The organism is Desulfovibrio sp. JC010 (assembly GCF_010470675.1).
In the GTDB taxonomy this organism is placed as follows: Bacteria; Desulfobacterota; Desulfovibrionia; order Desulfovibrionales; family Desulfovibrionaceae; genus Maridesulfovibrio.
Genome location: NZ_VOIQ01000007.1, coordinates 55,245 through 81,616, shown reverse-complemented (window position 1 = coordinate 81,616; position 26,372 = coordinate 55,245). Strand labels below are relative to the sequence as shown.

Below are 26,372 nucleotides of genomic sequence, written 5' to 3'. Positions count from 1 at the left end.
GAAAGCAAACATGGCAGCCCGGACACATATATATCCAACCAACTTAACATGTTGGAACATTTCTTGAAAAACACTGCCTTGGTAAAAATTATGAAGGCAATTCTGTATATCATAGCAACCATAGGAATACTTAGTGCTGCCGCAGGGATAGCACTCTATAGTGGTGGGCAAAAGACAGAAGACAAGGCTTCATCAGCACTCCCGGCACAGGAGCAGTCCGCACCAAGCGCGATGCATCGCGCCCCGATCACAACTCCTTCCCCCAATGCCGAAAAAATGACACAAAAACTAAAAGATGAGGAACCATCCCCTGAAAAGGTACAAAACGAGACCGTTCAGATTCAACCTGTAGAAAATAAAATCTCTGCTCCCCAAGAATCAAATAAACCAAAACCAAAGCGCAAAAAGAAATCACGAGATCCATACGGAAATCTTTCACCACCATTCGGGGTGCACGTTGCCTCTTATGCCTCCAAGGCAGGTGGAAAGGAGCATATGTTTCAGCTCCGTTTTCGCGGACTGGTAGACAGGCCTGCCTCCAAGGATATCTACCTGCCTATCAAGAATCCCAATGGTAATGGGGACTTGCTGCGCATTGCCATCGGCCCCTTCGCAACAATAAGAGAAGCTTTAAAGGCTGCGCGCCCCCTATGGAAAGCCGGGGAATTTGCGGAGATCATTTCACTGCCGAAAACAATAAAAAGAGCTGGAAAAACAACCACTTCTCCAGCTCCGACAATAGTACAAACCCCAAAAGCCGTACCGCAACAATCAGCCCCGGCTATTATCGGCAGGTCAACAGTCAATACCATAGAGGAAAAAACAGATCCCCTTGATCAGGTTATCGATTCATCTTCTGCAACCGATTCAGGTGATATTTACGACGGCGACTACATTATGAACGTGATCCTGCGCGGCCGGATCATATATCAGGGGATGCTCTGTCAGGCCAAAAACAACCGGCTTTATATCCCCCTCAGCGAGCTTTGTTCGGCAGTTCAGTTCCCCATTGAAATTACTTCCGGCGGGGCAAAAGGCTGGTTTATTCGGGAGAGTCAGAAATTCAATTTTGATGCTGAAACAAAAACAGTAGTTGCCGCGCAGAAAAAATACCAGTTGGGTCCTGAAGATTATATGGATTTTGAGGATGAGCCGTATTTCTCGCTGCCGATGATTAATAAACTTTTTGATCTGAACGCAACTGCGAATTACCTGACTCTTGAATTAACACTGACTCCGCCCTACATGATGCCTCACGAAACAGCGGAAAACCGCAAGCATTCACGTTTCCTGCAGTCCAAAAACGAACTGCGCTACCCGCTCAGGGATCTGGATTATGCCATGGCTGCGCCGCCGCGCATGCAGATCAGACCGCAGGCGAGCTACAGCAAAAATAAGGACACCGAAACCACGGAACTGGACACCTCGGTACTCTACCAGGGCGATATTCTTTTCATGACTACCTCATTTTTCGGTAACGCCCGCATAACAAAGCAGACCGGCTCTTCCTCGAAAATCAAGCTTAATAATCTTTCGATTACCGGGGAACGCATGTTTACGGACAACCCCTTACTCAGCAAAGTCACCATCGGTGACATTACCCCTGTGCCCACAGCTTTAGGCTCAGGCAGCGGAATTGAAATGGGGGTAGTCCTCAGTAATGAAGACCTGTTCAGCTCCTCGACCTACGATACACGCACATTCTCCGGAAAAACCATCCCCGGATGGGATGTAGAGCTCTACAACAACGGAATCCTTGTCGGCTTTCAAACAGTGGGCGAAAACGGCCAGTATCTTTTCCCAGACATTTCCCTGCACTACGGCAACAACCATCTCAAGCTTATAATCTACGGAACAGAAGGACAGGAGGAAGTACGCGAAGAAGACATCCTCGTTGAGGGCGGAGCCGTTCCGCCGGGAGAAGTCACCTATGATCTATCTGTTTCTCAACAGGGAACCGGTGTCTTTGATGACGAAATAACCGCTGCCAACCCGGACTGGTACCCTGAAGACAACAACAAAGTGCGCGTCAATGCCCGCACCGCCATAGGTTTGCCGGGAGAAATGCTGCTTAAGGGAAACATAGGCCGGGATGTCAGAAACGGAAAAGATAGAGTCTCCGGCTCAGTGGGGCTTAGTGGCAGCATCAAGTCGGTTCTGACAGAAGTTGACTATACCTCCCACAATACCGGGGTGGACATAATATCCGGAAATGCCAAGGGAATCCTTCCCACAGGCCAGAATTACAACATTTCCGCAAAACATCAGATTTCCGACAGATACGATGTCAATCCCCTCAAAAACAGCATTGATATGTCCATAAGCGACTCAGTGAAACTGTCCCCTGAAAGCCGGGGCTCATACTCACTGTCTGCTTCACGCTCAGAACTTTCAACCCAGACCTACGACTCTTTAAGTGCCGGTCTTGGCTTCAACAACCCGGACATAAACATTCACAACAACCTTTCGGCGATCTACTACGAAGACGGAACAAACCCCACGACCATTGACGGTTCGGCTTCCGTGTACAAAAAGATCGACAAAATAACCACACGCGGAACCGCGTCCTACACGCTGAGTCCGGGTGATAAAATGGGCCTCAACACTGTTTCCGCCACTGCAAGTACGCCAGTGTCTGAAAAAATATCTACTTCTGTCACCGCCTCCAAACAGCTTATCGATAAAAAGACACTGAGCCTTTCAAACCAATGGAACTATGCATGGGAACCGGGAACAGTATTTGCGAAATTTACCGGCACGGACCAATCCACCATGTCGGCAGAAGTGGGAATCTCCATAAATCTTGGGTTTACTCCCGGCAGCGTACTTCCCAAAATAGGATCAGGCCATTCCTTCAGCGGCGCATCCTGTTTCGTTTATCTGGATAAAAACTACTCCAACACCTTTGATGCGGGTGATGAACCCATTGAGGGAGCCAAAGTTGAAAGTCTTCATAACTTTGAAGGAGCACTTTCCAATGAGAACGGCAACGCGCTTTTGTATCGCCTGACTCCCATGCAGCCCACAGACATTGAGGTTATTTCCGCCAGTCTCCCTGACCCGCAAATGGTTTGCAAGACAGGCCATGCCATTACGCCGAGACAGGGGAAATTTTATGAGCTGGAATTTCCGGTCCATATGACCGGGGAAATTGAAGGACAGATTCTCCATATCAAGGGAAATGTCGCCTCGCCCTCACGCAATGTTCCGCTGGAACTGCTTAACGCTGAAAATGCGGTCATTGACAGCGTTTATTGCGAATCCGACGGCTATTTCTATTTCAGTGAACTTGACCCCGGAACATACAGCGTACGCGTTGCCCCGGATTACCTGAAATCCAGACTCAAAACCGCCACCGTATCAGAAGACATTCAGATTGATCCCGCCAAATCCGCTGTTGTTGACACTCTGCTTTTTTACGGAAAGAAAGAAGTGGTGGAAGCCACCGCAGACGCGCACCGCAGAGCGATTATGGAAAAAAGAGATGTTCAGTTCTTTGCAAATCTTGATGATCTGGATTCCCCAGTACTGGACTCGGAAAATGCCTTGCGCCCGGCGCAGGCCAGCACTCTCCTTGCTGACAAGAAGCCGCAAAAGCCTGCAAAACGGACCGCAGCCGCAACACCGCGAAAAATCTACACTCTTATTGTCGACCGTTTCACTTCACAAAAAAGCGCGCAACGCGCCGTAAGACACTACATGGACCGCTACCCCGAAGCCCTCCGCGGCCATCCGGTTACTTATAAGAAGAAACAAGGGAATTATCTTGTTGTTGTGCAGAATATTTCAAACAAAGCCACCCTCAAAAACATAGCAGAAGCCCTGCTGTGTCCTATTTAGAAAACGAGACCAAAAACGTGTTCTTTTTTTTAACTTTAAAAAAAAACAGCACATCACACTCCACAAATCAAATATCTGAATTTAAAAAATATTACGGCTCAATATGCGTAGTTATAACGCAGATATTATTCACTACAAAAAAATTTACAACTCTAAAGAAAATGAGTATTTAACCGAAAACAATACAACGTTTAATCTTTTTCTAAATTAAAATCCTAATTGTACAACAAACGGAGGGGGACAATGAAAAAAAATGTAATTTCAGTCACTTTAGCATGTCTGATGCTGCTGGTAATGGCCGGCAGTGCATTTTCCGGAACAGATGTACCACTGCCCGCTCAGGTAGTTATCAAGTCACCGCTTACAGGTGCGTCAAAGATCCAGAACCTGAACTTCGGAGAACTCGTCACCAGAACTAATGCTCAGACTGTAATTTTTGATGCTGAACCCATTGTCCCTGTTGCTGCCAACAGTGCGGCATCCCCAAGTGCCGGTTATGGTGCTGCAACACTGAAAGTAGACGGAGCAACAGTGACTCCCTCCGGAGCTTCTGCAAATAAGCCCACTATCGGCGAAATTGATTTGGAGTTCGGTATATTCGGTATGAAACTGCAGGTAGCCATTAAAGGCGGCACCTTTGATCTGACAGGTCAGACCACCGGTGAAACAATCACCGTGAACGAACTTAAAACCAATGTTAGTAAAATCAACCTGCTTACAACTATAGATTCGACCAATCCCCACACGACTCTTTCCGTAGGCGCATCTATCACTGTTAAGGGCGGCGCAAGCTTTGATACATTTAAAGGCGACATTCCGGTTGAAATCACCGTCATCTAACTTCATGTTTTATCTACAAAAACAACGGGCTGCATACGTAATGTGTGCAGCCCTGATTTTTTTTATTTTCGCTACCCCCGCCCAATGCGCATTGAATATAGTTAAATCATCGCCGCTTATCTTCGGAACAATAACCCCTGCCCGCCATACAATTACAGTTGTATATGATGTGAAAAACTCCCAACCCGCGCAATGCGTACCGCAAAGGGATTGCGAAGTTACGGGAAGCACCATGGGACTTCTATATTTCTACGATTATGGTATTTCCGAAATTATTATTGATTATCCGGACGATGTAGTCTTTTATACCAGTGGCGGAGTCCCCAAAGGACATTTACTGGAGATGGACACATGCAGCGACACTGTGGCCCTGCCGGACCCCATGACTCCGGGAAGAAAATATGCCAGAATCGGCGGAAAATTAAATCTCACTGTAGACGAATACAACATCCAGTTAACAGGAACTATCAATCTTCAGGTTACCCTGATATAAATTACTGCCCATCTCAGGAGGAGAAAACATGAAAAAATCAGCTTTGGTATTGCACATCACCTGCTTTCTGCTTCTATTCTCCTCAACCGCTTTTGCTTTGGACGGTATAGCTTTAGACCCTCAAAGACTGGAGATAGAATCGGGTAAACGGTACGCGGATGTACGTGTAAAAAATAGTTCCTCTACAAAACCCGTACAATATTCAGTAACAACCGCTGCACTTAGAATGCGTGAAGACGGATCTGTATTTGCTCCCAAAAAATTAACCAAACGCGAGGCACTGGCCCGCACCATGATTAAATATTCCCCAAGACGTTCCAATCTCGGCCCGGCAAAAACGCAGAATATCCGCATTATGGTCCGCCGCCCGGCCAATATACCGGACGGTGAATACTTTACCTATCTTTCAGTGAATCCCGCCGCTTCCCCTGCTGCGGACAAAAAGAATGCCCCCGCTGCAGCCAATGAAATCAACACGGGGGTCAACCTGCTGCTCGGCATGCGCATTCCGGTTGTTATCTACTGCGGTAAAACCCATGTGGAAACAACTGTCTCCGGCCTGAAAAAAGGTCTCGCCGCCGGAAACACAAAAGTCCTCAAAGCCACTCTGCACCGCAAGGGAAACATGTCCAGCATTGTGAAGCTGAATGTGTATTCGCTCAACAAAGGCAAAAAAACACTAATTGCCACGAATCCGCGCATTGTCACATACATCCCCCTGAAACAAAGGGTAGCCGACATTCCTATTGTTGACGATAAATTCAACGGGGGAAAAGTACTTCTTGAAATTCAGCCTTACGGGAAAGGCAAGGACGAGGTTTTATTCAAAAAAGAATTTGTCCTGTAAACAAATCCTACTCATCCGGAAACTCATCACGCACAGCAACAATAGCCGAAAGATTGCCCAGAAAAGCACTGACGACATTGGGATCGAACTGTTTGCCGGATTCCTGAGTGATATATTCTATGGCCCTGTCCACAGTCCACGGTTGTTTATACGGACGTTCCGACATCAAGGCATCGAACACATCACTCACTGCGGTTATACGCGCATAGAGCGGGATATCTTCCCCTTTCAAGCCTTCGGGATAACCTTTCCCGTCCCATCTTTCATGATGGTAAAGGGCAATCTGAGACGCGACCCAGAGAATTTCTGACGGATGATCACCCATAATCTCGCAGCCTGATGCGCAGTGCTTTTTCATGATCTCCCATTCTTCGGGAGTAAGTGATCCGGGCTTGAGCAGAATTGAGTCCGGAATTGCGATTTTCCCCACATCGTGCATGGGGCTGGCGTAAAGGATCAACTCACAAAACTCATCATCCATTCCCATTGCGCGGGCAATGATTTCAGCAACTTTGCTGACCCTGAGAACATGAGCTCCGGTCTGGTTGTCACGAAACTCCCCGGCCCGGCCCAGCCGCTGCACGATTTCAAACTGGGTTTCGCGGATAGCCTTTGTCCTGCGCCGGACCTCGGCTTCAAGCTGCCCTCTGCGCTCGACCTGCCTCTTATAATAATACCTTGTTTCCAGCATATTCCTGATCCGCAGCAGCACTTCCCAGTACTCAAAGGGCTTGGTCAGAAAATCAGTGGCACCGGCTTCAAGGGCCTCCTGCCGGGTCTGTTGATCAGTCTGGGCCGTAAGCACAAGAATCGGAAGAAACTCGTCGGTCCCCTTTTCCCGCAGGACATTCAGAACTTCAATCCCGCTCATATGCGGCATCCTGATATCCAGCAGGATCAGGTCAAAATCTTCCTCTGCATGCAGGGGAGCTACGGTACGCGGATCAGCGGTCGAGGTATAGTTTTCGTACCCCTTGCGCTCAAGAATATTCTCCAGCAGGACAATATTCGTCGGGTTATCGTCAACTATCAGTATGCTTGATTCCAGCAGCTTCTTTTCATCAATCATTTTTCTTCCTTACTTTCCATCACAATTCTCTGCAGCCCATCCAGAGTCACAGGCAAGGGCATCACTCTATCAGCCCCCTGCGCATCCCCGCTACCGAGCACTGCGATATACGGCATCCATTCATCTGAACCCAAAGAACGGATTTCAGCAACTATCTGTCCAAGTTCATCCCCGGCTAATTCCCCGCTGAGCAGCACGGCATCCGGCTTGAGCAGCGGCAATGCCCGCAGACCTTTCTCAACTGTTTTACGAACAATCAGGGCACACTTATTCCAATCGGAAACAATCTTTCTCAATTCTTCAATGCTCCCGGCATGATCCTCGACATACAGAAGTGTGGGCAGATTTACAGCCTCACTGTCTTCCGCTGCAGCAAGTGAAGAATCTTCTTTCCCGGCTCCGGCAGCAGGCACGTAAAGGGTAAAGACAGTACCTTCCCCCTGACCGCTGCTGACATCTATACTTCCGTCCATGGCCTCGATCAGCTGGCGGGAAATAGCCAACCCGATTCCGGCACCTTCGATGCCCGAATCATTATCCACCAGACGGCTGAAAGGCTTGAAAAGTTCGCCCTGCCGTCCCGCGGGAATACCGATACCGGTATCCGCTACAGTCAAAACCACCCTGCCACCGGAATGCGTACCGGAAATATCAACACTGCCGCCCTCATAATTGAATTTGATTCCGTTTGATAACAGATTGATAAGGACCTGCTTGAATCTGGTCCTGTCCACTTTCAATTCCGGCAGGGAATGAACATCTTCATGCACATTAATCATAATCCCACTATCAACAGCGGCCTGCTCCACAAGCTTGACCGACTCTGTAATCAGCCCGGCGGCAGGGACTGACTCAAGGGAAATGGAAAAATTGCCGGATTCAATCATGGAAAAATCAAGAACCTCAGTAATCATCTGCAGCAGGTGGTGTCCTGCCTCTCTGATATGCTCCACTTGAGAACGCATCTTACCTGCAAGAGGATCATCTTTCTCAGTCAACAGAATATCGGAAAATCCGACAATGGCGTTAAGCGGAGTCCGCAATTCATGGCTCATACGGGAGAGAAATTCTGATTTGGCCCTGCTGGCAGAATCCGCATTCTTAAGGGCAGTCTTAAGCTTCTCCTCGGCATTGATCCGGTCAGTGATATCTACAAAATTCTCCAACAGATAGGTTTTATCACCTCTTTTAAAGGGGACAACACTTTTAAGAACAGACTTGCCGTTGGACAGCCTGCGCACGGCATGGTCGATCTCCTGTCCCAGATCGGTAACCGGGCATTTACCCACTTCCGCAGGGCAGATGTATTTATGGCAGATAGCACCGAGAGCCTCTTCCCGGTTCACACCTATGAGCCGGGCCGCAGTTTCATTCATATCCACAATGGTATGGCTTTCAGCGGCAATCACCACCACCCCGGCCTGCACGCCCTGCAGGACAGCATTAGTATAATCCTGCTGCTCCTGAAGCCGCTTTTCCATCTCAATACGGTCGCTGATATCCATGAAAGCTTCAAGAATCACCCGCTCGCCGGAAAGGGATATATAAGTCGCGTTTTTCAGAACAGTAATTTCACGCCCCGTTGCAGTCTCGATCTTAACTTCATTAACGTAATTGCCCGCAATCCCGCGCCCGAAAGGACACCCTTCCGAAGAAGACAGACAGAAAACCTTGTTGCAACGCTCGCCAAGGATCATTTCCATGGAATCCACATCAAAAATTTTCAATGCCTCGGAATTGACCCTGATTATCTCCCTCTTGGAATTGACTATAGCCATACCCACCGGAATGGAATCCAGGATAGTTTCAATGGCCAGTTTGGCTTCTTCAAGGTTGCGGGCCTTGTTTTCCCGGTCAGCCAGAATGGAGCGTATGTTAAAGAGGATACGAAAAAAAATAAAAAGACAAACCGGGAGAGTGAAAATCAATACTCCGAGCCTCAGGTTGTCCATTCTGTCGGAAGCATTCTGCCTGAGCTCCTTCAACTGCTTTATCTCTATCTGGGTTTCATGGAATATCTTCCCTGCCGATTCCCTAGCCCGCAGAATCAGTGCATCTATCTGCATAGTCCGGAAATTCAAAGCACTATGAACCCGCTCAAGGGTGGGAAGTTCATCCCCGATAAGCAGCTTTCTCATCGTAAAGGAAACACTGGTTATGACCTCTTCCAGCTCAAAAACCTTGGGATTAAGATCAATGACCTCCATGGCGTATCCGGCGTCTGCATCCCGGTAAAAATCAATCTGCTCGCGCACTTCGTCCGTTTCATAAAAATTGGCCGGAAAAGTATTCTTAAAAGTTCCGCCATGCTGGAGAACGTTCAAAGCAGTCACCAGCTTGTCCAGGCTATGGTTTATATCGCCCATGAGCAGGTCTACTTTGCGCAGGTCAGTGGAATCAACCATCCGCGCCACGCCCAGTTCAATCATGAGCAGCCGGTGCATAACAGCTTTTCCGAGTTCGGAACGGGCCTGCTGGTTATGTATTGCGCGATCATAACGGGCAAGCGTATTGAGCTGGACCCGGTCCACGGTATAGTTTACCGCAAAGCCCGCAAGAAAGATCAAGCAGAGAAAAATCACCTTGGCGGTAATCTGCTCCTTGAAAAATCCGGGTAACTTTTTATTTAACATCATATAGTCCGTATTTATCAAACACAGCCCTGCCCTTGTCACTGGCAGCATATTTCATAAAAGCCTCTGCTATTTCCGGATAACGGGAAAACCGCAGCAATCCGATAATCAATTTTTTCTTCCCGGCATATTCGCTGCTGATGGGCAGAACTGTGACATAATCTTTATTTTCCGGCCACATAGATGTTGCATACCAGTTCACCACCAGATCAGCTTCATCATTTTTGAGGCAACGGGACAAATCCTTGGAATCAGTCGTCATCGTCTGCACATTGTTCACGACGTCGCTGAAAATACCCTTTTTATCCAGAATCTTTTTTGTCTCACGACCGATGCTGCCGCTTTCAGGATTACCGATAACAACAAAGTAACGATTATCAACAAGACTATCCAAAGAATCGGAAACCCCCTTGGGATTCCCCTTTTTAACCATCATAGCCGCCTTGTTGAAGCCGACATGGACAGTATCGGTAATGAGCCCCTGTTCAAGAGCAGACTGAATATAAGACCCGGAACCGGGCAGATAAAGATCGCCTACCTTATTGGCCTTGATGGATTTCAAAAGATTTCCCGACCCGCCCTTGGTGATAAGTATCCTGCAATCATACTCCTGCTCAATAAAAGCCGCGATCTCGGTCATGGGTTTGATCATGGTTATACCGCAATAAACCAGCAGTTCCTTTTTCCGCTCAGGCCTTTCTTCATTGCAGCCGGGCAGAACAATAAAAAAAACCAGCAAAATGCATAGTTTCATGAACATATCAGAGCAGCGGGGTCGCATATGAATTCCTCCGGACAAATTGGGGTACAACTTAAACATGCCATAGACAGGCGCGGAACTGAATTAAATATTGAGATTATTTGTAGCATATGTATAACCGTAATATTCAGTATTTTGGGCTGAAATAAACTAAGACGGTACAATTCATGAAAAAGCATATCCCACTGTATATCAATATACTGACAATATTCTCAGCACTAACATGTACGATAGTTATCTGCATTGTAGTTTACGGCTATATTCAAAATTCCCAAATAGCACTGCTTTCAGCAAAACAGCTGGTCAGTCAGACCGGGGCGGCCATAGGTGAGCGCACCCAGAATATTTTCGACAGTGCCTTCATGACTGTGAATACCTACGTGGGCTTTAATGAAATTGAAGAAAAACCTTCCCTGCATTCGCACCCCATGAGCAATGCTCTTTTCAAATGCCTTCAGGAACACGATGATTTCACGTCCATTTTCATCGGCTACGCGGATGGAGATTTTTTTCTTGTCTCATCACTGCGCGGCCGGGAGCAGCTGAAAAAAGAAAAAAACATTCCTGCAGAAGCCCAATGGTACACCCAGACCATCGGGCACCTGCCCAGCGGACGAAGATATGAATTGAATAAATATCTTGATGCAGGATTTGTGACCATCGGCTCCAGCTCCGACACCAACCCCGGCTATGACCCCAGAATGCGCAGCTGGTACGACATGGCCGGAAAATCGGACAATGCCGAACTGAGCGATGTATATCTCTTCGCTCTTTCAAGGGAACCGGGGATCACAGTATCCAAACGATTCGACGGCAAAATCCCCGGAGTAATGGGAGTCGATATTTCGCTGGCAAACCTCTCCAACTTCATGAAAAAACAATTGGTGGGAGAAAACTGCGAAATAATGATCTACGGACCTTCAGGGGATCTTTACGGATACCACGACATGCAAAAACTGGAGGCAAGCATACACTGGAACGCAGACCGAGGTTCAAACAAACCGCATGTCGGAGGGCTGGAAAACAAAGTACTGAAATCACTGGTCGCCAACCACGCAAAAAATACCGGGGACGACCTGCACATCCATCAGCTGGAGGTTGAGGGCAAAGACTATATCTCACTGGTCGATCCTCTGCCCAAAGAATACGGGAAAGAACTCTTTGTCGCCATCACGGTCCCGGAATCATTTTTCACCGGCCCCATCGCAAAAATCGGAACAAGAACTCTTTTTGCTTCACTCGGGATCATGCTGCTGTTCCTGCCGGTAATCCACATGATCGCTAAAAAACTCAGCCATCCGCTGATTCAACTGACCAGAAGTGTCAACAACATCCGCCAATTCAAGCTGGATACTCCCATCGATGTAAAATCGAACATCGTTGAAGTACGCGACCTTTCCAATGCCACTGAAACAATGCGCGAAACACTGAACTCCTTCGGGAAATACATCCCCCGCCCGCTGGTGCAATCCATGATTGTAAACAAGATCGTCCCCGTACTTGGCGGCGAAAGAAAAAAACTGACCTTTCTATTTACCGACATCAAGGACTTCACCAGCATCTCGGAAACAATGACCCCGGAAAAACTGACCGGAACCATTACCGATTACCTGAAATGCATGAGCCGGGTCATTCTTGAAAACGGCGGCACCATCGACAAATACATCGGGGACGCCATCATGGCTTTCTGGAATGCCCCGGTGGATGATGAACAGCATGCCCGCAACGGCTGTCTGGCCGCACTCAGCTGCCAAAATGCCATCAATGAATTCAACTCCCGCTGCCGGGAATGCAACGAACCCCAGATGTTGACCCGGCTGGGCGTCCATACCGGGGAAGCGGTTGTGGGCAATATAGGTTCATCCGACCGCATGGATTATACGGCCATCGGTGCTGCGGTGAACCTTGCTTCGCGCCTTGAAGGTTTGAACAAATATCTGGGAACCGAAATTCTGGTCAGCGAAGAGACCAGAAATCTTGCCGGAGACAAATTCATGTTCCGCTTTGCCGGAAAGGTCATAGCAAAAGGAACCACCCAGAGTTCCGGCGTATATGAACTGTTGGGAACCCGTCCCGGATGCAACGGGGAATACGGTCCCTTTGCGGTCAGTGCGGAAGAGGAATCCAGAGTGGAGCACTGGGAAGAAGCTCTAAGCACCTTGCTTGCCTGCAAATACCCGGAAGCAGTGGAATCATTTGAAACATATATTGGAAAGCACGGCCCGGACCAACTGGCGGAGTACTATCTCAATATGTCACGGAGATTTATGACTGATCCTCCGGATAAAAGCTGGCAGGGAGAGGTGATATTCAATGAAAAATAAACTCCGCATCTTCACACTGGCCCTGCTGTTCTGCCTGTTCAGTGCCAGCGCGCAGGCCAAAACATCCATCAGCTTCTGGACCACCGAAATCGCTCCGGACAGGCAGGCGGTGATTGAATACCTTATCCGTGCCTTTCAGATTCATAACCGATCCATAAAAGTGACCGTCCGGGGAGTGGAAGAGAATAAGTTTGCAGCAGAACTTGCAGCCGCCCACGCCAACGGGACAGCACCGGACATCATCAGCTGTTCATCCGATCTTATGGTTGCTTTCAGCAAAAAAGGCTGGATCAATTGCTGCGGCACCCAGAAAGTTCTCGACCATGTGGGTAAGGATAATTTCTTTTCCGGCCCGTTGAACAAGTTCCGTCTGGCTGACGGAAAATATTGCGGCCTGCCCTTCAACGGCTGGGTGCAGGGCATATGGTACCGCAAGGACTGGTTCGCAAAAAAAGGACTCCCCGCGCCGGACAGCTGGGAGAACATCCTCAATGCGGCCCGCGCTTTCCATGATCCGCAAAACGGAAAATACGGAATTCTGGTGGGAACCCGCAACGACTCATACGCCGAACAGGTCTTTACCCATCTGGCCCTTTCCGCCGGGGTTACGGAGTTCGATAAAAACGGCAAGGTTGTCTTTGATTCCCCGGAAACAGCTGCCACCCTTAAGTTTTACAAACAGCTTTCCAAGTACACTCCGCCGGGTCCCCAATGGTGGCGGGGCCGCGACTTTTACATGCAGGGACGGCTGGCCATGATGTTCTACTCCACATTCATCATGGATGATCTGGCCATCCCGGCCGTTGCCGCCAATTCCCTCAGCCCGGACAACTTTAATGAACTGCAGGGTGCGGAGTATGACGGCATGCTGCTCAGAAATACCGGCATGGTTTCAAGTATCAAAGGAACCCGCAAGGCTGCATTCGGGGTCATCCACGCCCTCGGCCTATTAAAGAGCGAAAACATGAAAAAACAGGCAGCCGCAGTGCGTTTCGCAAATTTCCTGTATCAGGATGATGCCTACATAACCTGGCTGCATATGGTTCCGGGCGGCATGCTGCCCATGCTGAAGCATATTGCCTCAACTCCGGCTTTCTACCGCGACGCACAGGGAGTATTTCAAAAATATTCCCGCAAACGGGTCAAGGAAATTGTCTCCGGGTTTGAAAATATAAGAAGCTTCAGCCTCATAGACGGAGTGCTCATCCCGCAGGCCGCGCAGGCTTCGGAGCAAGGCATCATTTCGGAAATGATTGATGGAACCCTGCAACTGGACACTCCGCCAGCTGAAGCGGTCAGCAAAGCGGCAGCAAAGATGAAAGCAATAAACGATTAAAAGGCCACGGCTGGACGTAAGAGATTCAGCCGGGACCTTAATACTCACATTCCTGCACAAAAAACTTGCATTTATCCCATCCATAAGGCACTCAACCCGCGGCATCAGCCGAATATTTCTGCACTCAACCATAAACATATCACCTTGAGGCCGATCACCATGGACAAACATCCCAAGGACTGGCGATTTGCGCAGGCCAACAAAGAAGCCCTGCTTACACTGGGAGCCTATGCCCTTTACTTTATCTGGTGGTACGTCTGTGCTTACGGCATGGGCAGCGGGGACCCGGAACAATATGAATACGTATTCGGACTGCCGGAATGGTTCTTCTACAGCTGCATTGTGGGCTATCCGCTGATCACCATCCTGCTCTGGGCAGTGGTCCGCTTCAAATTCAAGGATATGCCTTTAGACGAAGAACTGGACGAAAAGACCGGGGAGAAGCGGTAATGAACAACACCATGATGACCGTCATCCCGGTAATCCTTTATCTGACAATGTCCTTCGGCGTGGCTCTCTGGGCACGCAAAAAGTCCGAATCCAGCGGCTCCTCCAAGGGATTCCTTGAAGATTATTTCATCGGCGGACGCTCCATGGGCGGCATGGTGCTGGCAATGACCATCATCGCCAGCTACACCAGTGCCAGCAGCTTTGTGGGCGGTCCCGGCGTGGCCTATAAGCTGGGTTTAAGCTGGGTTCTGCTGGCAATGATTCAGGTTCCGACCACTTTTCTTACCCTGGGTATCCTCGGCAAACGGTTCGCCATCATGGCCCGGCGCACCGACTCAGTAACCATCACCGATTACCTGCGTGCCCGCTACAAGAGTGACGCGGTGGTAATTCTCTGCTCCGTGGCCCTGATCGTATTTTTCATGGCTGCCATGCTGGCCCAGTTCATCGGCGGGGCGCGGCTTTTCCAGACCGTGACCGGATATCCTTACATAGTAGGTCTCATTCTTTTCGGGGTCAGCGTGGTCCTTTATACCGCCATCGGCGGATTCCGGGCTGTGGTGCTCACCGATGCCATTCAGGGCATTGTCATGGTTGTGGCCGTGGTGGTCATCCTGCTGGCGGTCATCAATGCTGGCGGCGGCATGGAAAACTGCATCCAGTCCCTGAAAGCAATCGACCCCGGCCTGATCACCCCCACCGGACCGAAAGACGCAGTCCCGCAGCCTTTCGTGCTTTCCTTCTGGGTGCTGGTGGGTATCGGTATCCTCGGCCTGCCCCAGACCACCCAGCGTTGTATGGGCTACCGCGATTCCAAAGCCATGCATGACGCCATGATCATCGGCACCCTGCTTATCGGTTTCATGATCCTCTGCGCCCACCTTGCGGGAACACTGGGCCGGGCCATCCTGCCCGAACTTCCGGCAGGCGATCTGGCCATGCCTTCACTTATCGTGGAACTGCTTTCCCCGGTCTGGGCCGGGGTATTCATTGCCGGACCGCTGGCGGCAATCATGTCCACTGTGGATTCCATGCTCCTGCTGGTTTCCGCCGCCATCATCAAGGACCTCTACATCCATTACCGCCTCAAAGGTGATGCCTCACGCATGACTCTGGTCAGCATCAAAAAAATGAGTCTGGTCTGTACCGTGGTGGTAGGGCTGATGGTCTTCGTGGCTGCAATCCAGCCTCCGGACCTGCTGGTCTGGATCAACCTTTTCGCCTTCGGCGGGCTGGAAGCGGCCTTCCTCTGCCCCATTGTCATCGGGCTGTACTGGGAGAAAGCCAACAGTACCGGGGCAATCTCATCCATCATCATCGGAGTGGGAACCTTCATCGTGCTGACCATCATGAAACCGGCCATGGGCGGGGTGCATGCCATTGTACCGACCACCCTTGCTTCCCTGACAGCATTTGTACTCGGTTCATATGCCGGACTCTCCCGCAGCAAAACAGGGCAGGCAGCTGGATAAACAGGATAGGCACTCTATATCCACCCTTCTGCAACAGGGTCGACATGCTTTCGTAACAAAAATCACGTAATTGCATACAGCTGAATACGTTTTAAGAAAACTGTCACCGAATATAAACCCGCCGCACAGGAGTAGAAGATATGGATATGCACCACCCCCTGAAAGTTTATCAGGAAGAGCTTGCCGAACTTCAGGGACTTGTCCTTAAACTAGGCAACATGGCCCTTGAACAGCTAAATAAGGCAATTGATACTTTCGAAGAAAGCAATCCTGAAAAAGCGCAGGCCATCATTGATATGGACGAGAAGATCAATGACCTTGAACATGAAGTGGACAAAGCTTCGCTGATGATCATCACCAAGATGGAGCCGAAAGCCGAAGACCTGCGCTATGTACTGACCGCCAGCAAAATCGCGTCAGACCTCGAACGCATTGCCGACTACGCCAAAAGCATTGCCAAGAAAGGCAAACGCGGTTTTGCCGAGGAACACACCCAGCATCTGGGCTATGTCCAGCATATGGGACAGGAACTTAATGCCATGCTGAGCAGCATCCTTGTGGCATTCAAGGAACTGAGCGTGGAAAAGGCCCTCGATGTCTGGCATAGCGACAGCAATGTGGATGCCCTGTTCAAGGAAGGCGTATCCGGCATGAAAGATTGTGTGGAAGCAGAAGATCTAGAAGGCAAGGGCTTTATTTCCCTGCTCTTCACCATGCGCTGCCTTGAACGTGTCGGTGACCATATCACCAACATTGCCGAGCATATCTATTTCATCAAGTACGCTGAGTTTTTTGCCGGAAAGAAATAGATTCGGAATACAGATAATTTAAAGGGCGGAAACGCAGCTGCGTTTCCACCCTTTTGATTTTTCACGTTCGAGATAGAACTATTATTCTTCGCCGGATCCTGCGCTAAATGATTCTCCAATATTCTGCAATTTAAGTTTTGCCTCTTCCTCGTTATACTTAGCCGTGGCTATATCTGCTTTGGCCGTTGCCTGTGCAGCTGCGTTCTGAAGATTCTTGGTTTTGTCAAACACGCCCATTGCCGATGCCGCAGCGTCGCCGCCCGCTGAAACCGAAGCCCCTTCGGGAAGCACCTTAGTAATGTTTACAATCTTGAGAGCACCGCTTTCGCCATAATACTCAGCAATCAAACCGGACTTGCTCCCGTTGATAGTACGCGGCAGATATGCCACCAATCCGCTCTGGGCAATTGCAACTTCAGCATTCTTCAGGACCGTGCTGTTGGTAGCAACTGAAACATGTGCGCTACCCGGAATGCGGTAAGCAAGACCGCAGGGAGGTGATGAGCAAAAAGTTTCAGATGTGCCCCCGGTTGCACTGTTCTTGCCGGCCAGAGCAAGCATAGTTTTGGAAAGACTATTCAACTTTTCTACACCGCCATCCATTGCCGGACTCACGGTCAAAACAACATCTGTTACATCCTTTGCGTTGCTAGATACTGCGAATACTTTTTGGTCAAAGCGGAGCCTTGTAGAATTTGAGTATATTACACCGCCGGACTTTACATGATTGAATAAACTGAAAAGCTTGATGCTGTCATTTGCATTGGCAAAACTGGTTTCAGGACAATACTTAACAGAAAATGTTTTAACTTTTTCATTCTTGGTCCCGATAAACATACCTTTATATCTGTTAATACGCGCTTCATAGTTGGCTTTGGCAATATCGAACATTTCCTTGGTCATTTCACCTTGGCTGTAGCTCCTGAAAGTTAAGAATTCACCAAAAGCCTCTTCTTCCTCAAGATATTTATCATACCAGAACAAGGCTTTCCTGAATTCCAATGAAAGCCCGATATTATCCAGAGTCGTAACATCATCTTGATCCATGCTTTTACCCCAACTAGTGCCGCCACCTAATCCGAAAAAAGCCCCTGCAATGGAAGCTGTAGTTTTAAGTCCTGCAACAGCATAATCAATACTCTTATCCTCGGCAGTAACTGCAACATCTGAAACTATACCATATTCAGAAAGGGTCATCTGCAGACTATTAGCAGTGAAGGCATCCGCACTTATGTCAACATAGAATTGATTTTCATGATCAGGTTCAACAACAGTAACAATTGATGACTCTGCTATTTTATATGTTGTATTATCTTTCTTTACAGCATCTTTGGATCTTAACAATTCCATTATACCTTCACACTGAAGAATGATTTTTAGTTTGTCATCATTTATAGTTGAATTTTTCAGCTTTTCAACAACACTCGTACAATTAGATATTATTCCATCTTTGTACTTCCAAAAAACACCGGGAGTCTCTACAACTTTTTTAACTTTAAATTCAACATTCAAAACAGTCTTGGGAAGCGCGTAAAAAAAACCCTGAGATTTATTTTTAACCATCTCCTGCGCCAACGTACTGTTTTTAGCAATCATACTTACCGGATAAACATTCGCAACATTAGTTGTGCACCCTGCCAAAAACAGCGAAATACAAATAGCTATGAGTAATCTTTTAATCATTTTCTCCCCCGATTTAAGGTGTTCTTCCGGCATGGAAAGTCACTGGAACTGAAATCCATACCTTAATTATAATCCATATCAACAATCACCCTATTGCGCAAAACAAATTAATATTAACTTACCAATCTTTTTAAACAGCCCGGACACTGGATTTTCTTTTCCCCTTTACACCGCCCGTCTAATTTCATACTCTCTTTGTCGCTGGGGGTGCCTTATCTGGCTGAGATGGCGTTTTTCGCCTGTCCCTTTGAACCTGATGCGGGTAATCCCGCCGTAGGGAAGCTGAAATAGATTTATATTCTCATATCTTAATCTATTCCTGTGCTCGCCCTGTCCTGTGGTGAGCTTTTTTTTTACGGAGTTAAAATGATCGTAAAACTGAACGGCAAAGATGCCGAACTGTCCGAAGGAACAACCGTTCTGGACCTTCTTGAATCCAAGAATCTCCCACCTGAAACCGTAGTTGTTGAAATCAACATGAAAATCATCCCTGCGGAAAGTTACGGCTCCACAAAAATAAATGACGGGGACCACCTCGAAATACTGCGCTTTGTAGGCGGAGGCTGATTAAAATGAACAATGATATCTTTAAACTGGGCGGCCTTGAATTTGAAAGCCGTCTGCTCACCGGAACAGGCAAATACGCCGATGATTCCGTAATCCCGGATGTCTGTGAAGCATCCGGCTCCCAGATCATCACCGTGGCCCTCAGGCGCGTTGATCTGGAATCCGATACCGGAAACGTAATGGACTTTATTCCCAAGCACATGCAGCTGCTGCCCAACACTTCCGGCGCGCGCACTGCCGAGGAAGCAGTGCGTATCGCCCGCCTTGCCAAGGCCATGGGCTGTGGCAACTGGATCAAGATCGAAGTAATCTCCGATAACAAATATCTGCTGCCCGACGGCTATGAGACCGCCAAGGCAACCGAAATCCTCGCCAAGGAAGGATTCGTGGTCCTGCCCTACGTGAACGCGGACCTGTACATCGCCCGCTCACTGGTGGATGCCGGGGCCGCAGCAGTCATGCCGCTGGGCGCGCCCATCGGAACCAACCGGGGCCTCAAAACCCGCGAAATGGTCCGCATCCTGATCGATGAAATCGAGCTGCCCATCATCGTGGATGCCGGAATCGGCCGCCCTTCCGAAGCCTGCGAGGCCATGGAAATGGGCGCGGATGCCTGTCTGGTCAACACCGCCATCGCCACCGCATCCGACCCCGCGCTCATGGGCAGGGCATTCGGCCGGGCAGTGAAAGCCGGACGCGAGGCATACCTTTCCGGCCCCGGAGCAAAACACAGCCATGCCAAGGCTTCCTCACCCCTTACCGGATTCCTGCACGAAGGATAAAATAAAATGAGTTTCTATCCCATCTGCGCCGAATACAACGACGCCCCCCTTGCCGAGCAATTCGGCTCCGTAACTGAACATGATGTCAGGCGCGCCCTTAACAAGACAACTTTAAGCCCCGAAGACTTCCTTGCCCTGTTAAGTCCGGCAGCTGTGCCCTTTCTCGAAGAAATGGCCGCCAAGGCAAGTCAACTGACTCTGCAGCACTTCGGCAGGACCATCCAGCTGTTCACTCCGCTGTACATGGCAAACTTCTGTACCAACAAATGTGTCTACTGCGGATTCAATACCAAGAACAAAATCCCCCGCTCCCAACTGGGACCGGAAGAGCTGGAAAAGGAAGCCGAGGCCATTGCCGCCACTGGGCTGAAACACCTGCTCATCCTCACCGGGGATGCCCGGGCCAAATCCTCCCCGGAATACATTGAATCCGCGGTGGAAATCCTGCGCAAGCACTTCCCGTCCGTATCCATTGAAATCTACGCCATGACCGAAGAAGAATACGCCCGGCTGATCGAGGCCGGAGTGGACGGCATGACCATGTTTCAGGAGACCTACAATGAAGAGCTCTACCCGGAACTGCATCCCGCAGGCCCCAAGCATGATTACCGTTTCCGCCTCGATGCCCCGGAACGGGCCTGCAAAGCCGGAATGCGTGTGGTCAACATCGGTGCCCTGCTCGGTCTGGACGACTGGCGTCACGACGCCCTGAAAACAGGCATCCACGCTGCATACTTACAGAACAAGTATCCCGAAGTGGACATTGCCGTATCCCTGCCGCGCATCCGCACCCATGTGGGTGACGCCTTCACTCCGAAATCACTGGTCAGCGACACCGCTCTTGTGCAGAACATGCTCGCTTTGCGTATCTTCCTGCCCCGCTGCGGAATCACCATTTCCACCCGTGAGGCCCCGGATTTCCGGGAAAATATCCTCCCGCTGGGCGTAACCCGCATGTCCGCAGGAGTTTCCACCGAAGTGGGAGGACATACCTGCGAGGAAGAAGAAAAGGTAGGCCAGTTCGATATCAGCGATGAACGCAGTGTGGATGAAATGTGTGAAGTTCTCAGAAAACACGGCTACCAGCCAGTTTTCAAAGACTGGCATCCCCTGCAGGAAGCATCGTGAACCGCACGGAACAAGGCATAGCAAAATATCTCGGTGAGGACTGTCTGCGCTTTTTGCAGACGGTCCGCATCGGCATTGCCGGGGCCGGGGGCCTAGGCTCCAACTGCGCCATGCATCTGGTACGCAGTGGCTTCAAACAGTTCACCATAGCCGACTTTGACACAATCGAGGAATCCAACCTCAACCGCCAGTTCTACTTCGCGCACCAGCTCGGTAAAAATAAAGTTGAAGCCCTGTGTGAAAACCTGAAGTCCATCAACCCGGACCTCGACATCACCGCCCACACCACCAAGATCAGCCGTGAGAATATGGCCGGAATTTTCGGTGAATGCGATGTGATCATCGAAGCCTTTGACGATGCCGCAGCCAAGAAAGCACTGGTTGAGACTTTCCTGCCCGGCGGAAAACTGCTGATAACAGCTTCGGGCATGGGCGGAGCAGGCAGCAGCGATGAGATCAAAACCCGCAAGGTCCGCGACAATTTCTACATTGTCGGGGACATGAAGACCGAGTGCAACGACGAGACTCCGCCCTTTTCGCCGAGAGTGGCAATCTGCGCCGCCAAGCAGGCCGATATTGTACTTGAGCATTATCTTAATAAATTTAAGGAAGCCAAATAGGAACCGACCATGAGCGAGAAAAAAATCACCCGCCAGAACATCCTTGATACTGATATTTACTGCCTCACCGCCCTGAAATTTTCCAAAGGCCGTTCCAATATCGAAGTGGTCCGCGAAATGCTGGATAACGGAATCAAGCTGATCCAGTACCGGGAAAAAGAAATTAAATCCGGCCAGAAATACGAAGAATGCATGGAAATCCGCAAGATGACCCGCGAAGCCGGGGCCGCCTTCATCGTCAATGATGACATCGACCTCGCCATGATGGTGGACGCGGACGGCATCCATATCGGGCAGGAAGATTTCCCGGTCCATGCAGTGCGCAAGCTCATCGGCGATAAAATGGCTATCGGGCTTTCCACCCACGCACCGGAAGAAGCTCTTGCCGCCGTGGAAGCCGGGGCGGACTACATCGGCGTAGGCCCCATTTTCAAGACCTACACCAAAGACGACGTGGTTGATCCGGTAGGCTTTGAATACCTCGACTGGGTGGTCAAAAACATCGACATCCCCTTTGTGGCCATCGGCGGTATCAAAGAGCACAACATTGCAGAGGTCATGAACCGGGGCGCAAAATGCGTGGCACTGGTCACCGAGATTGTGGGAGCGGATGATATCGGGGGAATGGTCAAAGACCTGCGCGCGGCAATGAAGGATTAACCTAAGCCAAAGCAGCACGCATACTTTTGCAGCACCGAACCCGCATTTAAAACAAATATGTATTTTAATTTCATATTTATATGTTTTTAAGATAACATTGAGTGCAAGGAGGTTTCGATGCTGCTGAAAACGATATCTGCTTCGATTTTTACTTTACTAATCCTTTGCACTTCCGTGCTGGCGCAGGAATTAGCAGACACCTTCTTCATTACTGAAGACCTTCCTCCTTTCAGCTACTCCTTAAACGGTGAAAACAAAGGACTAAGTGTAGATATACTGAAAGCCGCACTGCGCGCAGCGGAGATAGATCCGGAATCAGTAAAAATACATATTTATTCATGGCCGAGAGGAATGAAAACGACCCTGAACAGGCCCAACACCTGCCTCTTTGCCACTGTCAGAAAAGCCGAACGCGAAAACCTTTTCAAATGGGCCGGCCCTATTGCTGATGTTGATTTTGCTTTGGTCTCCCTGAAAAACGATCTCACCATTAATGACCTTTCAGAGATTAACAACTACACAGTAGGTGCACTGAAAACAGGCATCTCGCATCTTATTCTGAAAGAAAAATTCCATCAGGGAACCAGGGTTGAGCTATCAACGACTATTTTATCTATGCTGAAAAAACTGCAGAGAGAACGGGTTGATTTTATTCTGGAAAGCGAACACACCCTGCACCATGTAATGATGCAGAACGGATTTGACTGGAAAAATTATAAGATCCACTATGTCTTTAATTTTGGACAAACATACTTTGCTTTCAATAAAAATACAGCTGATCATATTGTGCAAAAGCTGCAAGACGGCATAGACAAAATACGCAAATCAGGAGAATTAAGCAGAATCCAAAACAATTATCTACCTGAAACGCGCCCCGCATCAACCCCCATGGGTCCAATTAACTGATTTATGCCCATTCAATTTTAATGTCATTTAAGTTATATATACTGCAAGTGAGGACTTAAATGCTTAATCGCCCGTTTATCAATGTTTTACTGCTGCTTATGCTCTGCGCCCCCGCAGCAGCACAAGCCCAGAATCTTGAGAATACTTTTTTCATAACAGAGCACCTGCCCCCATATACTGCATCTGTAAACGGAGAAGCGCAGGGTTTAAGTGTTGATATTCTGAGAGCGACACTTCGTGCTGCCGGGATAAATCCGCGAAACATTAAAATACATGTTTACCCATGGGCACGGGGTTTCAAAATGACCTTGAAAACCCCAAACACCTGCCTCTTTGCCACTGTCCGAAACAAAGAACGGGAACATCTTTTCAAATGGGCAGGCCCCATCGGGGACGTGAATTTTGCGCTCATTTCTTTAAAAGACAATATTGAAATGAATAGTTTTGCCGACATCCAAAAATACTCCGTAGGAGTCATCAGATCCGGAGTATCGCATCAGACGTTACTGCAAAAAGCCCCGGAAGGAACACGAATAGAATTATCCACAGACATCACAGCAATGATAAAAAAGCTACAAAAGGGAAGAATTGATCTTATCCTTGAGAACGAACATGTTTTGCACCATGTAATAAAGAAAAGTAATCTTGACTGGGATAAATTTAAAATTAACTACGTGCTTAATTTTGGCCGGATGTACTTTGCGTTCAGCAACAGCACAGAGGACTATGTTGTCCGCAGAATGCAAAAAGGCATAGATACAATACGCAGAAATGGCAAACTGAAAGAAATTCAGCAAAAGTTCCTACCCAAAGCAAGGGCAACTTCTCTTGAGGTCACTCCATTGAACTGAACTTAGCGTGAATATTGGTTTATTCCCCTGCACCATAAAATTACACCTCAGAGCTAAACAGGAAAAATATGTTCAAGCAAAAAGACTGGCCTTTCACAGGTAAATCCGGAAAAGAATACAATTTCGGCATATTCGCTAAAACCCGCCCTATCCCAGAACAGGGCGGCATCTACATCCTCGCCTACACCCACCCGCGCGGACACCGGGCCGGGTTCAAAGTCAATATGCTCTTGATCGGTGCAACGGAGAACTTCCGCAAGGAACTCGAAAACCCTCCGCAGGCCGATTGTCTGTGGGAAGGAAACTGGAACTGTATTTATTTATTGGGTCTTGATGATACGGATGAAAAAGTGAATACGCTTGCGGACTTAAAAACGGGTAATGCATTCCCATGCATGAATGGAAATCAAGCCGACTGACCAGAACGTATTTACCTGCACCTCTTGATTAACAGCAGCCATTTTCGAATAGACTTCATTTTTTGAATAATTTTAATTTGGCGTTTAATTTAGACTCTATTTAAGCTATACAAGAATCAAAGAGGATTTTGTATGCTTAAAAGAATACTACTCTGCACTATCGCCATAATCTGTGTTCAAATCGGTTGCGCGCAAGCCCATTCACTCGAGAAAACGACCTTTGTAACAGAAGATTTACCACCATATAATTATAAACTTAACGGCATCCCGGCGGGCATAAGTGTTGAAATTCTCAATGCGGTATTAAAAGCGGCAAAGCTCCAAAATCCTTCACGGCCAATACACTTCTACCCAGGGGCAAGAGCATTTAAAATTGTCAGGTCAACCCAGAATGTATGCGCTTTTAGTGTGATACGCAGCCCGGAACGTGAGCATATGTTCAAATGGGTAGGCCCGATAGCGGATTACAATATATCTCTAATCTCTTTAAAAAAAACCGCGGATATTAATAAAACAAACAAGCTAAACCAATTTAGAATTACCGTTTTGCGCAACAGTATATCTCATGAAACATTACTTGTGGCCGGATACCCTGAAAGTCAAATTGACCTATCTTCTTCAATCTACTCAATGCTTGAAAAGCTGAAACGCGGACGGATTGATGCAATTTTTTCAAATGAAAACGTAGTGTTCTACACTGCCGAAAAAATGGGAATAAATACATCCACTCTTGAAGTAATCAGAACATTACATAACTCTGAATTCTACTTCGCTTTCAACAATAAGACAGAAAATCACGTGGTCGAAAGAATGCAGCATGGTCTTGATACGATCAAAAAAGACGGAACTTTAGCAAAAATTCTAAAAAAACTTACGCCCCATCCCCACTAACAACAAAACCGCCGCAACCTCGTAAGACTGCGGCGGTTTCCCGTTTTTAAACCCTTAAAAATTCTACAACACATTCCAGGGAGTCTCAGCCAGCGGCTGATAATTCTCCTCCTGTGCCTTGATATCCAGATGCACCAGCCCCAGCGGGGCTACGCGCGGGTCGGGCTGCTCCACAAGCTCGCGGGTATCAAGGGTCACGAAATAGTGATTGCATTTTTTACAGATATCCACCCGCTCATTCTGGCGTTCCTCAGCCTGCAGGTAACGCATTTTTTCATGATCCTCATTCTCGCACCACGGGCAGGTGTTGCGCTTGAATCGCCATTCGTGACCGCAGCCGGAGCAATGCAGCCAACGCTGACCGCCGTGCGACTTCAGGTAAGCATTGTCGTCACCGGACTTACGGAGCAAAGCCAGATCAGGGAAAGTGCCGCAGACCGGGCAATACCCCTTCTGCCAGCTCATATTCTCAATCGCCTTGGCTGCTTCCGGCTCAATACGGACCATGAACGGTTTCAGGGCCAGAGTCCCCACAAAGGCCAGAATCTGCTCATCCACCTGCCACTCTTCCACAAGTGAATGCAGCAGCTTACCATCTTCGTCCCAGATGGCCTTAGCCAGATCATTTAAATTTTCCACCTCGCCAATCGCCGCCACAATCCCATCAACCTGCCCGTTCAGAGCGGGAAGCCCCTCAGCAACAGCAGAAATCATCAACATGAACACTTCGCGATATTTATCGCCGAGTTCAGGCAACTCCATATCCGCCAGCAGAGCCACACCCTGCTCAAAACGCGGAGCATAAGATTCAGGAATGGCATAGCCATCCCAGTCCGCCAGCACTTCTTCCGCCTTTTCCTGAGCCAGCACCAGCGGGCCGAAAGCATCAAAAATATTTTCCAACGCAGGCATTCTTTTACGTAAGGTCAGCAACCCGGCCTGCACATCACGTTTCTTCTTAGTGGTACCACTCATGAAATTTTGCTCCTGAA

General features: G+C 48.7%; 23 protein-coding genes and 1 riboswitch. Of the genes, 18 read left to right on the top strand and 5 right to left on the bottom strand.

Annotation, left to right across the window (positions count from 1 at the left end; all coding sequences use genetic code 11):
• The first annotated feature begins 495 nt into the window (after positions 1 to 495).
• The 4 genes from FMR86_RS09425 (at position 496) to FMR86_RS09410 (ending at position 6,020) form a co-directional block, all read left to right on the top strand.
• On the top strand, positions 496 to 3,840 hold the full coding sequence (locus FMR86_RS09425; RefSeq protein ID WP_163350855.1) for a hypothetical protein: 3,345 nt from the start codon (positions 496 to 498) through the stop codon (positions 3,838 to 3,840).
• Between the two features lie 243 nt (positions 3,841 to 4,083).
• Positions 4,084 to 4,680: a DUF4402 domain-containing protein gene (locus FMR86_RS09420; RefSeq protein WP_163350854.1), complete on the top strand. Its 597-nt coding sequence runs from the start codon at positions 4,084 to 4,086 to the stop codon at positions 4,678 to 4,680.
• A 232-nt stretch (positions 4,681 to 4,912) separates the two neighbouring features.
• Positions 4,913 to 5,173 (top strand): hypothetical protein, encoded by a 261-nt coding sequence (locus tag FMR86_RS09415; RefSeq protein WP_163350853.1) that lies wholly within the window; start codon positions 4,913 to 4,915, stop codon positions 5,171 to 5,173.
• Between the two features lie 28 nt (positions 5,174 to 5,201).
• Positions 5,202 to 6,020: a hypothetical protein gene (locus FMR86_RS09410; protein WP_163350852.1), complete on the top strand. Its 819-nt coding sequence runs from the start codon at positions 5,202 to 5,204 to the stop codon at positions 6,018 to 6,020.
• A 7-nt stretch (positions 6,021 to 6,027) separates the two neighbouring features.
• On the opposite strand, the gene FMR86_RS09405 is transcribed toward FMR86_RS09410, so the two are convergent.
• From FMR86_RS09405 to FMR86_RS09395, 3 genes are read right to left on the bottom strand one after another with little or no spacing between them, the layout of a single operon-like run.
• A complete protein-coding gene (locus tag FMR86_RS09405) occupies positions 6,028 to 7,089 on the bottom strand; it encodes an HD domain-containing phosphohydrolase (RefSeq protein ID WP_163350851.1) in 1,062 nt (353 codons plus the stop codon).
• Positions 7,086 to 9,722 (bottom strand): PAS domain-containing hybrid sensor histidine kinase/response regulator, encoded by a 2,637-nt coding sequence (locus FMR86_RS09400; RefSeq protein ID WP_163350850.1) that lies wholly within the window; start codon positions 9,720 to 9,722, stop codon positions 7,086 to 7,088. Before FMR86_RS09400 ends, FMR86_RS09405 begins: the two co-directional genes overlap by 4 nt.
• On the bottom strand, positions 9,712 to 10,503 hold the full coding sequence (locus FMR86_RS09395; RefSeq protein WP_163350849.1) for a substrate-binding domain-containing protein: 792 nt from the start codon (positions 10,501 to 10,503) through the stop codon (positions 9,712 to 9,714). Before FMR86_RS09395 ends, FMR86_RS09400 begins: the two co-directional genes overlap by 11 nt.
• A 146-nt stretch (positions 10,504 to 10,649) precedes the next feature.
• Here FMR86_RS09395 and FMR86_RS09390 point away from each other — a divergent pair, with 146 nt between their 5' ends.
• The 5 genes from FMR86_RS09390 (at position 10,650) to phoU (ending at position 16,873) form a co-directional block, all read left to right on the top strand.
• Positions 10,650 to 12,806 (top strand): adenylate/guanylate cyclase domain-containing protein, encoded by a 2,157-nt coding sequence (locus tag FMR86_RS09390; protein WP_163350848.1) that lies wholly within the window; start codon positions 10,650 to 10,652, stop codon positions 12,804 to 12,806.
• Positions 12,796 to 14,142: an ABC transporter substrate-binding protein gene (locus tag FMR86_RS09385; protein ID WP_163350847.1), complete on the top strand. Its 1,347-nt coding sequence runs from the start codon at positions 12,796 to 12,798 to the stop codon at positions 14,140 to 14,142. The genes FMR86_RS09390 and FMR86_RS09385 overlap by 11 nt, the downstream gene beginning before the upstream one ends.
• Positions 14,143 to 14,301: 159 nt before the next feature.
• Positions 14,302 to 14,592 carry a YhdT family protein gene (locus FMR86_RS09380; protein WP_163350846.1) on the top strand — a complete coding sequence of 97 codons (291 nt, stop codon included), beginning with the start codon at positions 14,302 to 14,304 and terminating at the stop codon, positions 14,590 to 14,592.
• Complete coding sequence (gene panF / locus FMR86_RS09375) at positions 14,592 to 16,064, top strand: sodium/pantothenate symporter (protein WP_163350845.1); 1,473 nt, start codon at positions 14,592 to 14,594, stop codon at positions 16,062 to 16,064. Before FMR86_RS09380 ends, panF begins: the two co-directional genes overlap by 1 nt.
• Positions 16,065 to 16,204: 140 nt before the next feature.
• Positions 16,205 to 16,873 (top strand): phosphate signaling complex protein PhoU, encoded by a 669-nt coding sequence (phoU, locus tag FMR86_RS09370; RefSeq protein ID WP_163350844.1) that lies wholly within the window; start codon positions 16,205 to 16,207, stop codon positions 16,871 to 16,873.
• 81 nt (positions 16,874 to 16,954) lie between these two features.
• On the opposite strand, the gene FMR86_RS09365 is transcribed toward phoU, so the two are convergent.
• A complete protein-coding gene (locus tag FMR86_RS09365; RefSeq protein ID WP_163350843.1) occupies positions 16,955 to 18,556 on the bottom strand; it encodes a DUF4831 family protein in 1,602 nt (533 codons plus the stop codon).
• 193 nt (positions 18,557 to 18,749) lie between these two features.
• Positions 18,750 to 18,853, top strand: a riboswitch (TPP riboswitch).
• A gap of 69 nt (positions 18,854 to 18,922) precedes the next feature.
• Here FMR86_RS09365 and thiS point away from each other — a divergent pair.
• The 9 genes from thiS to FMR86_RS09320 all read left to right on the top strand — a co-directional run bounded on the left by thiS (position 18,923) and on the right by FMR86_RS09320 (position 25,380).
• Positions 18,923 to 19,123 carry a sulfur carrier protein ThiS gene (gene thiS, locus FMR86_RS09360; protein ID WP_163350842.1) on the top strand — a complete coding sequence of 67 codons (201 nt, stop codon included), beginning with the start codon at positions 18,923 to 18,925 and terminating at the stop codon, positions 19,121 to 19,123.
• Positions 19,124 to 19,128: 5 nt separating this feature from the next.
• Entirely contained in the window at positions 19,129 to 19,905 is a 777-nt protein-coding gene (locus FMR86_RS09355; protein WP_163350841.1) for a thiazole synthase, read from the top strand.
• Positions 19,906 to 19,911: 6 nt separating this feature from the next.
• A complete protein-coding gene (thiH, locus tag FMR86_RS09350; protein WP_163350840.1) occupies positions 19,912 to 21,033 on the top strand; it encodes a 2-iminoacetate synthase ThiH in 1,122 nt (373 codons plus the stop codon).
• Entirely contained in the window at positions 21,030 to 21,653 is a 624-nt protein-coding gene (gene thiF, locus FMR86_RS09345; protein ID WP_163350839.1) for a sulfur carrier protein ThiS adenylyltransferase ThiF, read from the top strand. The genes thiH and thiF overlap by 4 nt, the downstream gene beginning before the upstream one ends.
• Positions 21,654 to 21,662: 9 nt before the next feature.
• Positions 21,663 to 22,313: a thiamine phosphate synthase gene (gene thiE / locus FMR86_RS09340; RefSeq protein ID WP_163350838.1), complete on the top strand. Its 651-nt coding sequence runs from the start codon at positions 21,663 to 21,665 to the stop codon at positions 22,311 to 22,313.
• A 117-nt stretch (positions 22,314 to 22,430) separates the two neighbouring features.
• On the top strand, positions 22,431 to 23,219 hold the full coding sequence (locus tag FMR86_RS09335; protein WP_163350837.1) for an ABC transporter substrate-binding protein: 789 nt from the start codon (positions 22,431 to 22,433) through the stop codon (positions 23,217 to 23,219).
• Positions 23,220 to 23,278: 59 nt separating this feature from the next.
• Positions 23,279 to 24,070 (top strand): ABC transporter substrate-binding protein, encoded by a 792-nt coding sequence (locus tag FMR86_RS09330; protein WP_163350836.1) that lies wholly within the window; start codon positions 23,279 to 23,281, stop codon positions 24,068 to 24,070.
• Positions 24,071 to 24,138: 68 nt separating this feature from the next.
• On the top strand, positions 24,139 to 24,489 hold the full coding sequence (locus FMR86_RS09325; RefSeq protein ID WP_163350835.1) for a hypothetical protein: 351 nt from the start codon (positions 24,139 to 24,141) through the stop codon (positions 24,487 to 24,489).
• Between the two features lie 132 nt (positions 24,490 to 24,621).
• Entirely contained in the window at positions 24,622 to 25,380 is a 759-nt protein-coding gene (locus FMR86_RS09320; protein ID WP_163350834.1) for an ABC transporter substrate-binding protein, read from the top strand.
• Positions 25,381 to 25,443: 63 nt separating this feature from the next.
• On the opposite strand, the gene FMR86_RS09315 is transcribed toward FMR86_RS09320, so the two are convergent.
• Positions 25,444 to 26,355 (bottom strand): formate dehydrogenase accessory protein FdhE, encoded by a 912-nt coding sequence (locus tag FMR86_RS09315; RefSeq protein WP_163350833.1) that lies wholly within the window; start codon positions 26,353 to 26,355, stop codon positions 25,444 to 25,446.
• Between the last annotated feature and the right edge of the window lie 17 nt (positions 26,356 to 26,372).

What these genes read in the sequence shown, in the direction of transcription:
- FMR86_RS09425 (WP_163350855.1), top strand. Translation starts at nt 496, where the DNA reads ATGTTTCAGCTCCGTTTTCGCGGACTGGTAGACAGGCCTGCCTCCAAG.
- FMR86_RS09420 (WP_163350854.1), top strand. Translation starts at nt 4,084, where the DNA reads ATGAAAAAAAATGTAATTTCAGTCACTTTAGCATGTCTGATGCTGCTG.
- FMR86_RS09415 (WP_163350853.1), top strand. Translation starts at nt 4,913, where the DNA reads ATGGGACTTCTATATTTCTACGATTATGGTATTTCCGAAATTATTATT.
- FMR86_RS09410 (WP_163350852.1), top strand. Translation starts at nt 5,202, where the DNA reads ATGAAAAAATCAGCTTTGGTATTGCACATCACCTGCTTTCTGCTTCTA.
- FMR86_RS09405 (WP_163350851.1), bottom strand. Translation starts at nt 7,089, where the DNA reads ATGATTGATGAAAAGAAGCTGCTGGAATCAAGCATACTGATAGTTGAC.
- FMR86_RS09400 (WP_163350850.1), bottom strand. Translation starts at nt 9,722, where the DNA reads ATGTTAAATAAAAAGTTACCCGGATTTTTCAAGGAGCAGATTACCGCC.
- FMR86_RS09395 (WP_163350849.1), bottom strand. Translation starts at nt 10,503, where the DNA reads ATGCGACCCCGCTGCTCTGATATGTTCATGAAACTATGCATTTTGCTG.
- FMR86_RS09390 (WP_163350848.1), top strand. Translation starts at nt 10,650, where the DNA reads ATGAAAAAGCATATCCCACTGTATATCAATATACTGACAATATTCTCA.
- FMR86_RS09385 (WP_163350847.1), top strand. Translation starts at nt 12,796, where the DNA reads ATGAAAAATAAACTCCGCATCTTCACACTGGCCCTGCTGTTCTGCCTG.
- FMR86_RS09380 (WP_163350846.1), top strand. Translation starts at nt 14,302, where the DNA reads ATGGACAAACATCCCAAGGACTGGCGATTTGCGCAGGCCAACAAAGAA.
- panF (WP_163350845.1), top strand. Translation starts at nt 14,592, where the DNA reads ATGAACAACACCATGATGACCGTCATCCCGGTAATCCTTTATCTGACA.
- phoU (WP_163350844.1), top strand. Translation starts at nt 16,205, where the DNA reads ATGGATATGCACCACCCCCTGAAAGTTTATCAGGAAGAGCTTGCCGAA.
- FMR86_RS09365 (WP_163350843.1), bottom strand. Translation starts at nt 18,556, where the DNA reads ATGATTAAAAGATTACTCATAGCTATTTGTATTTCGCTGTTTTTGGCA.
- thiS (WP_163350842.1), top strand. Translation starts at nt 18,923, where the DNA reads ATGATCGTAAAACTGAACGGCAAAGATGCCGAACTGTCCGAAGGAACA.
- FMR86_RS09355 (WP_163350841.1), top strand. Translation starts at nt 19,129, where the DNA reads ATGAACAATGATATCTTTAAACTGGGCGGCCTTGAATTTGAAAGCCGT.
- thiH (WP_163350840.1), top strand. Translation starts at nt 19,912, where the DNA reads ATGAGTTTCTATCCCATCTGCGCCGAATACAACGACGCCCCCCTTGCC.
- thiE (WP_163350838.1), top strand. Translation starts at nt 21,663, where the DNA reads ATGAGCGAGAAAAAAATCACCCGCCAGAACATCCTTGATACTGATATT.
- FMR86_RS09335 (WP_163350837.1), top strand. Translation starts at nt 22,431, where the DNA reads ATGCTGCTGAAAACGATATCTGCTTCGATTTTTACTTTACTAATCCTT.
- FMR86_RS09330 (WP_163350836.1), top strand. Translation starts at nt 23,279, where the DNA reads ATGCTTAATCGCCCGTTTATCAATGTTTTACTGCTGCTTATGCTCTGC.
- FMR86_RS09325 (WP_163350835.1), top strand. Translation starts at nt 24,139, where the DNA reads ATGTTCAAGCAAAAAGACTGGCCTTTCACAGGTAAATCCGGAAAAGAA.
- FMR86_RS09320 (WP_163350834.1), top strand. Translation starts at nt 24,622, where the DNA reads ATGCTTAAAAGAATACTACTCTGCACTATCGCCATAATCTGTGTTCAA.
- FMR86_RS09315 (WP_163350833.1), bottom strand. Translation starts at nt 26,355, where the DNA reads ATGAGTGGTACCACTAAGAAGAAACGTGATGTGCAGGCCGGGTTGCTG.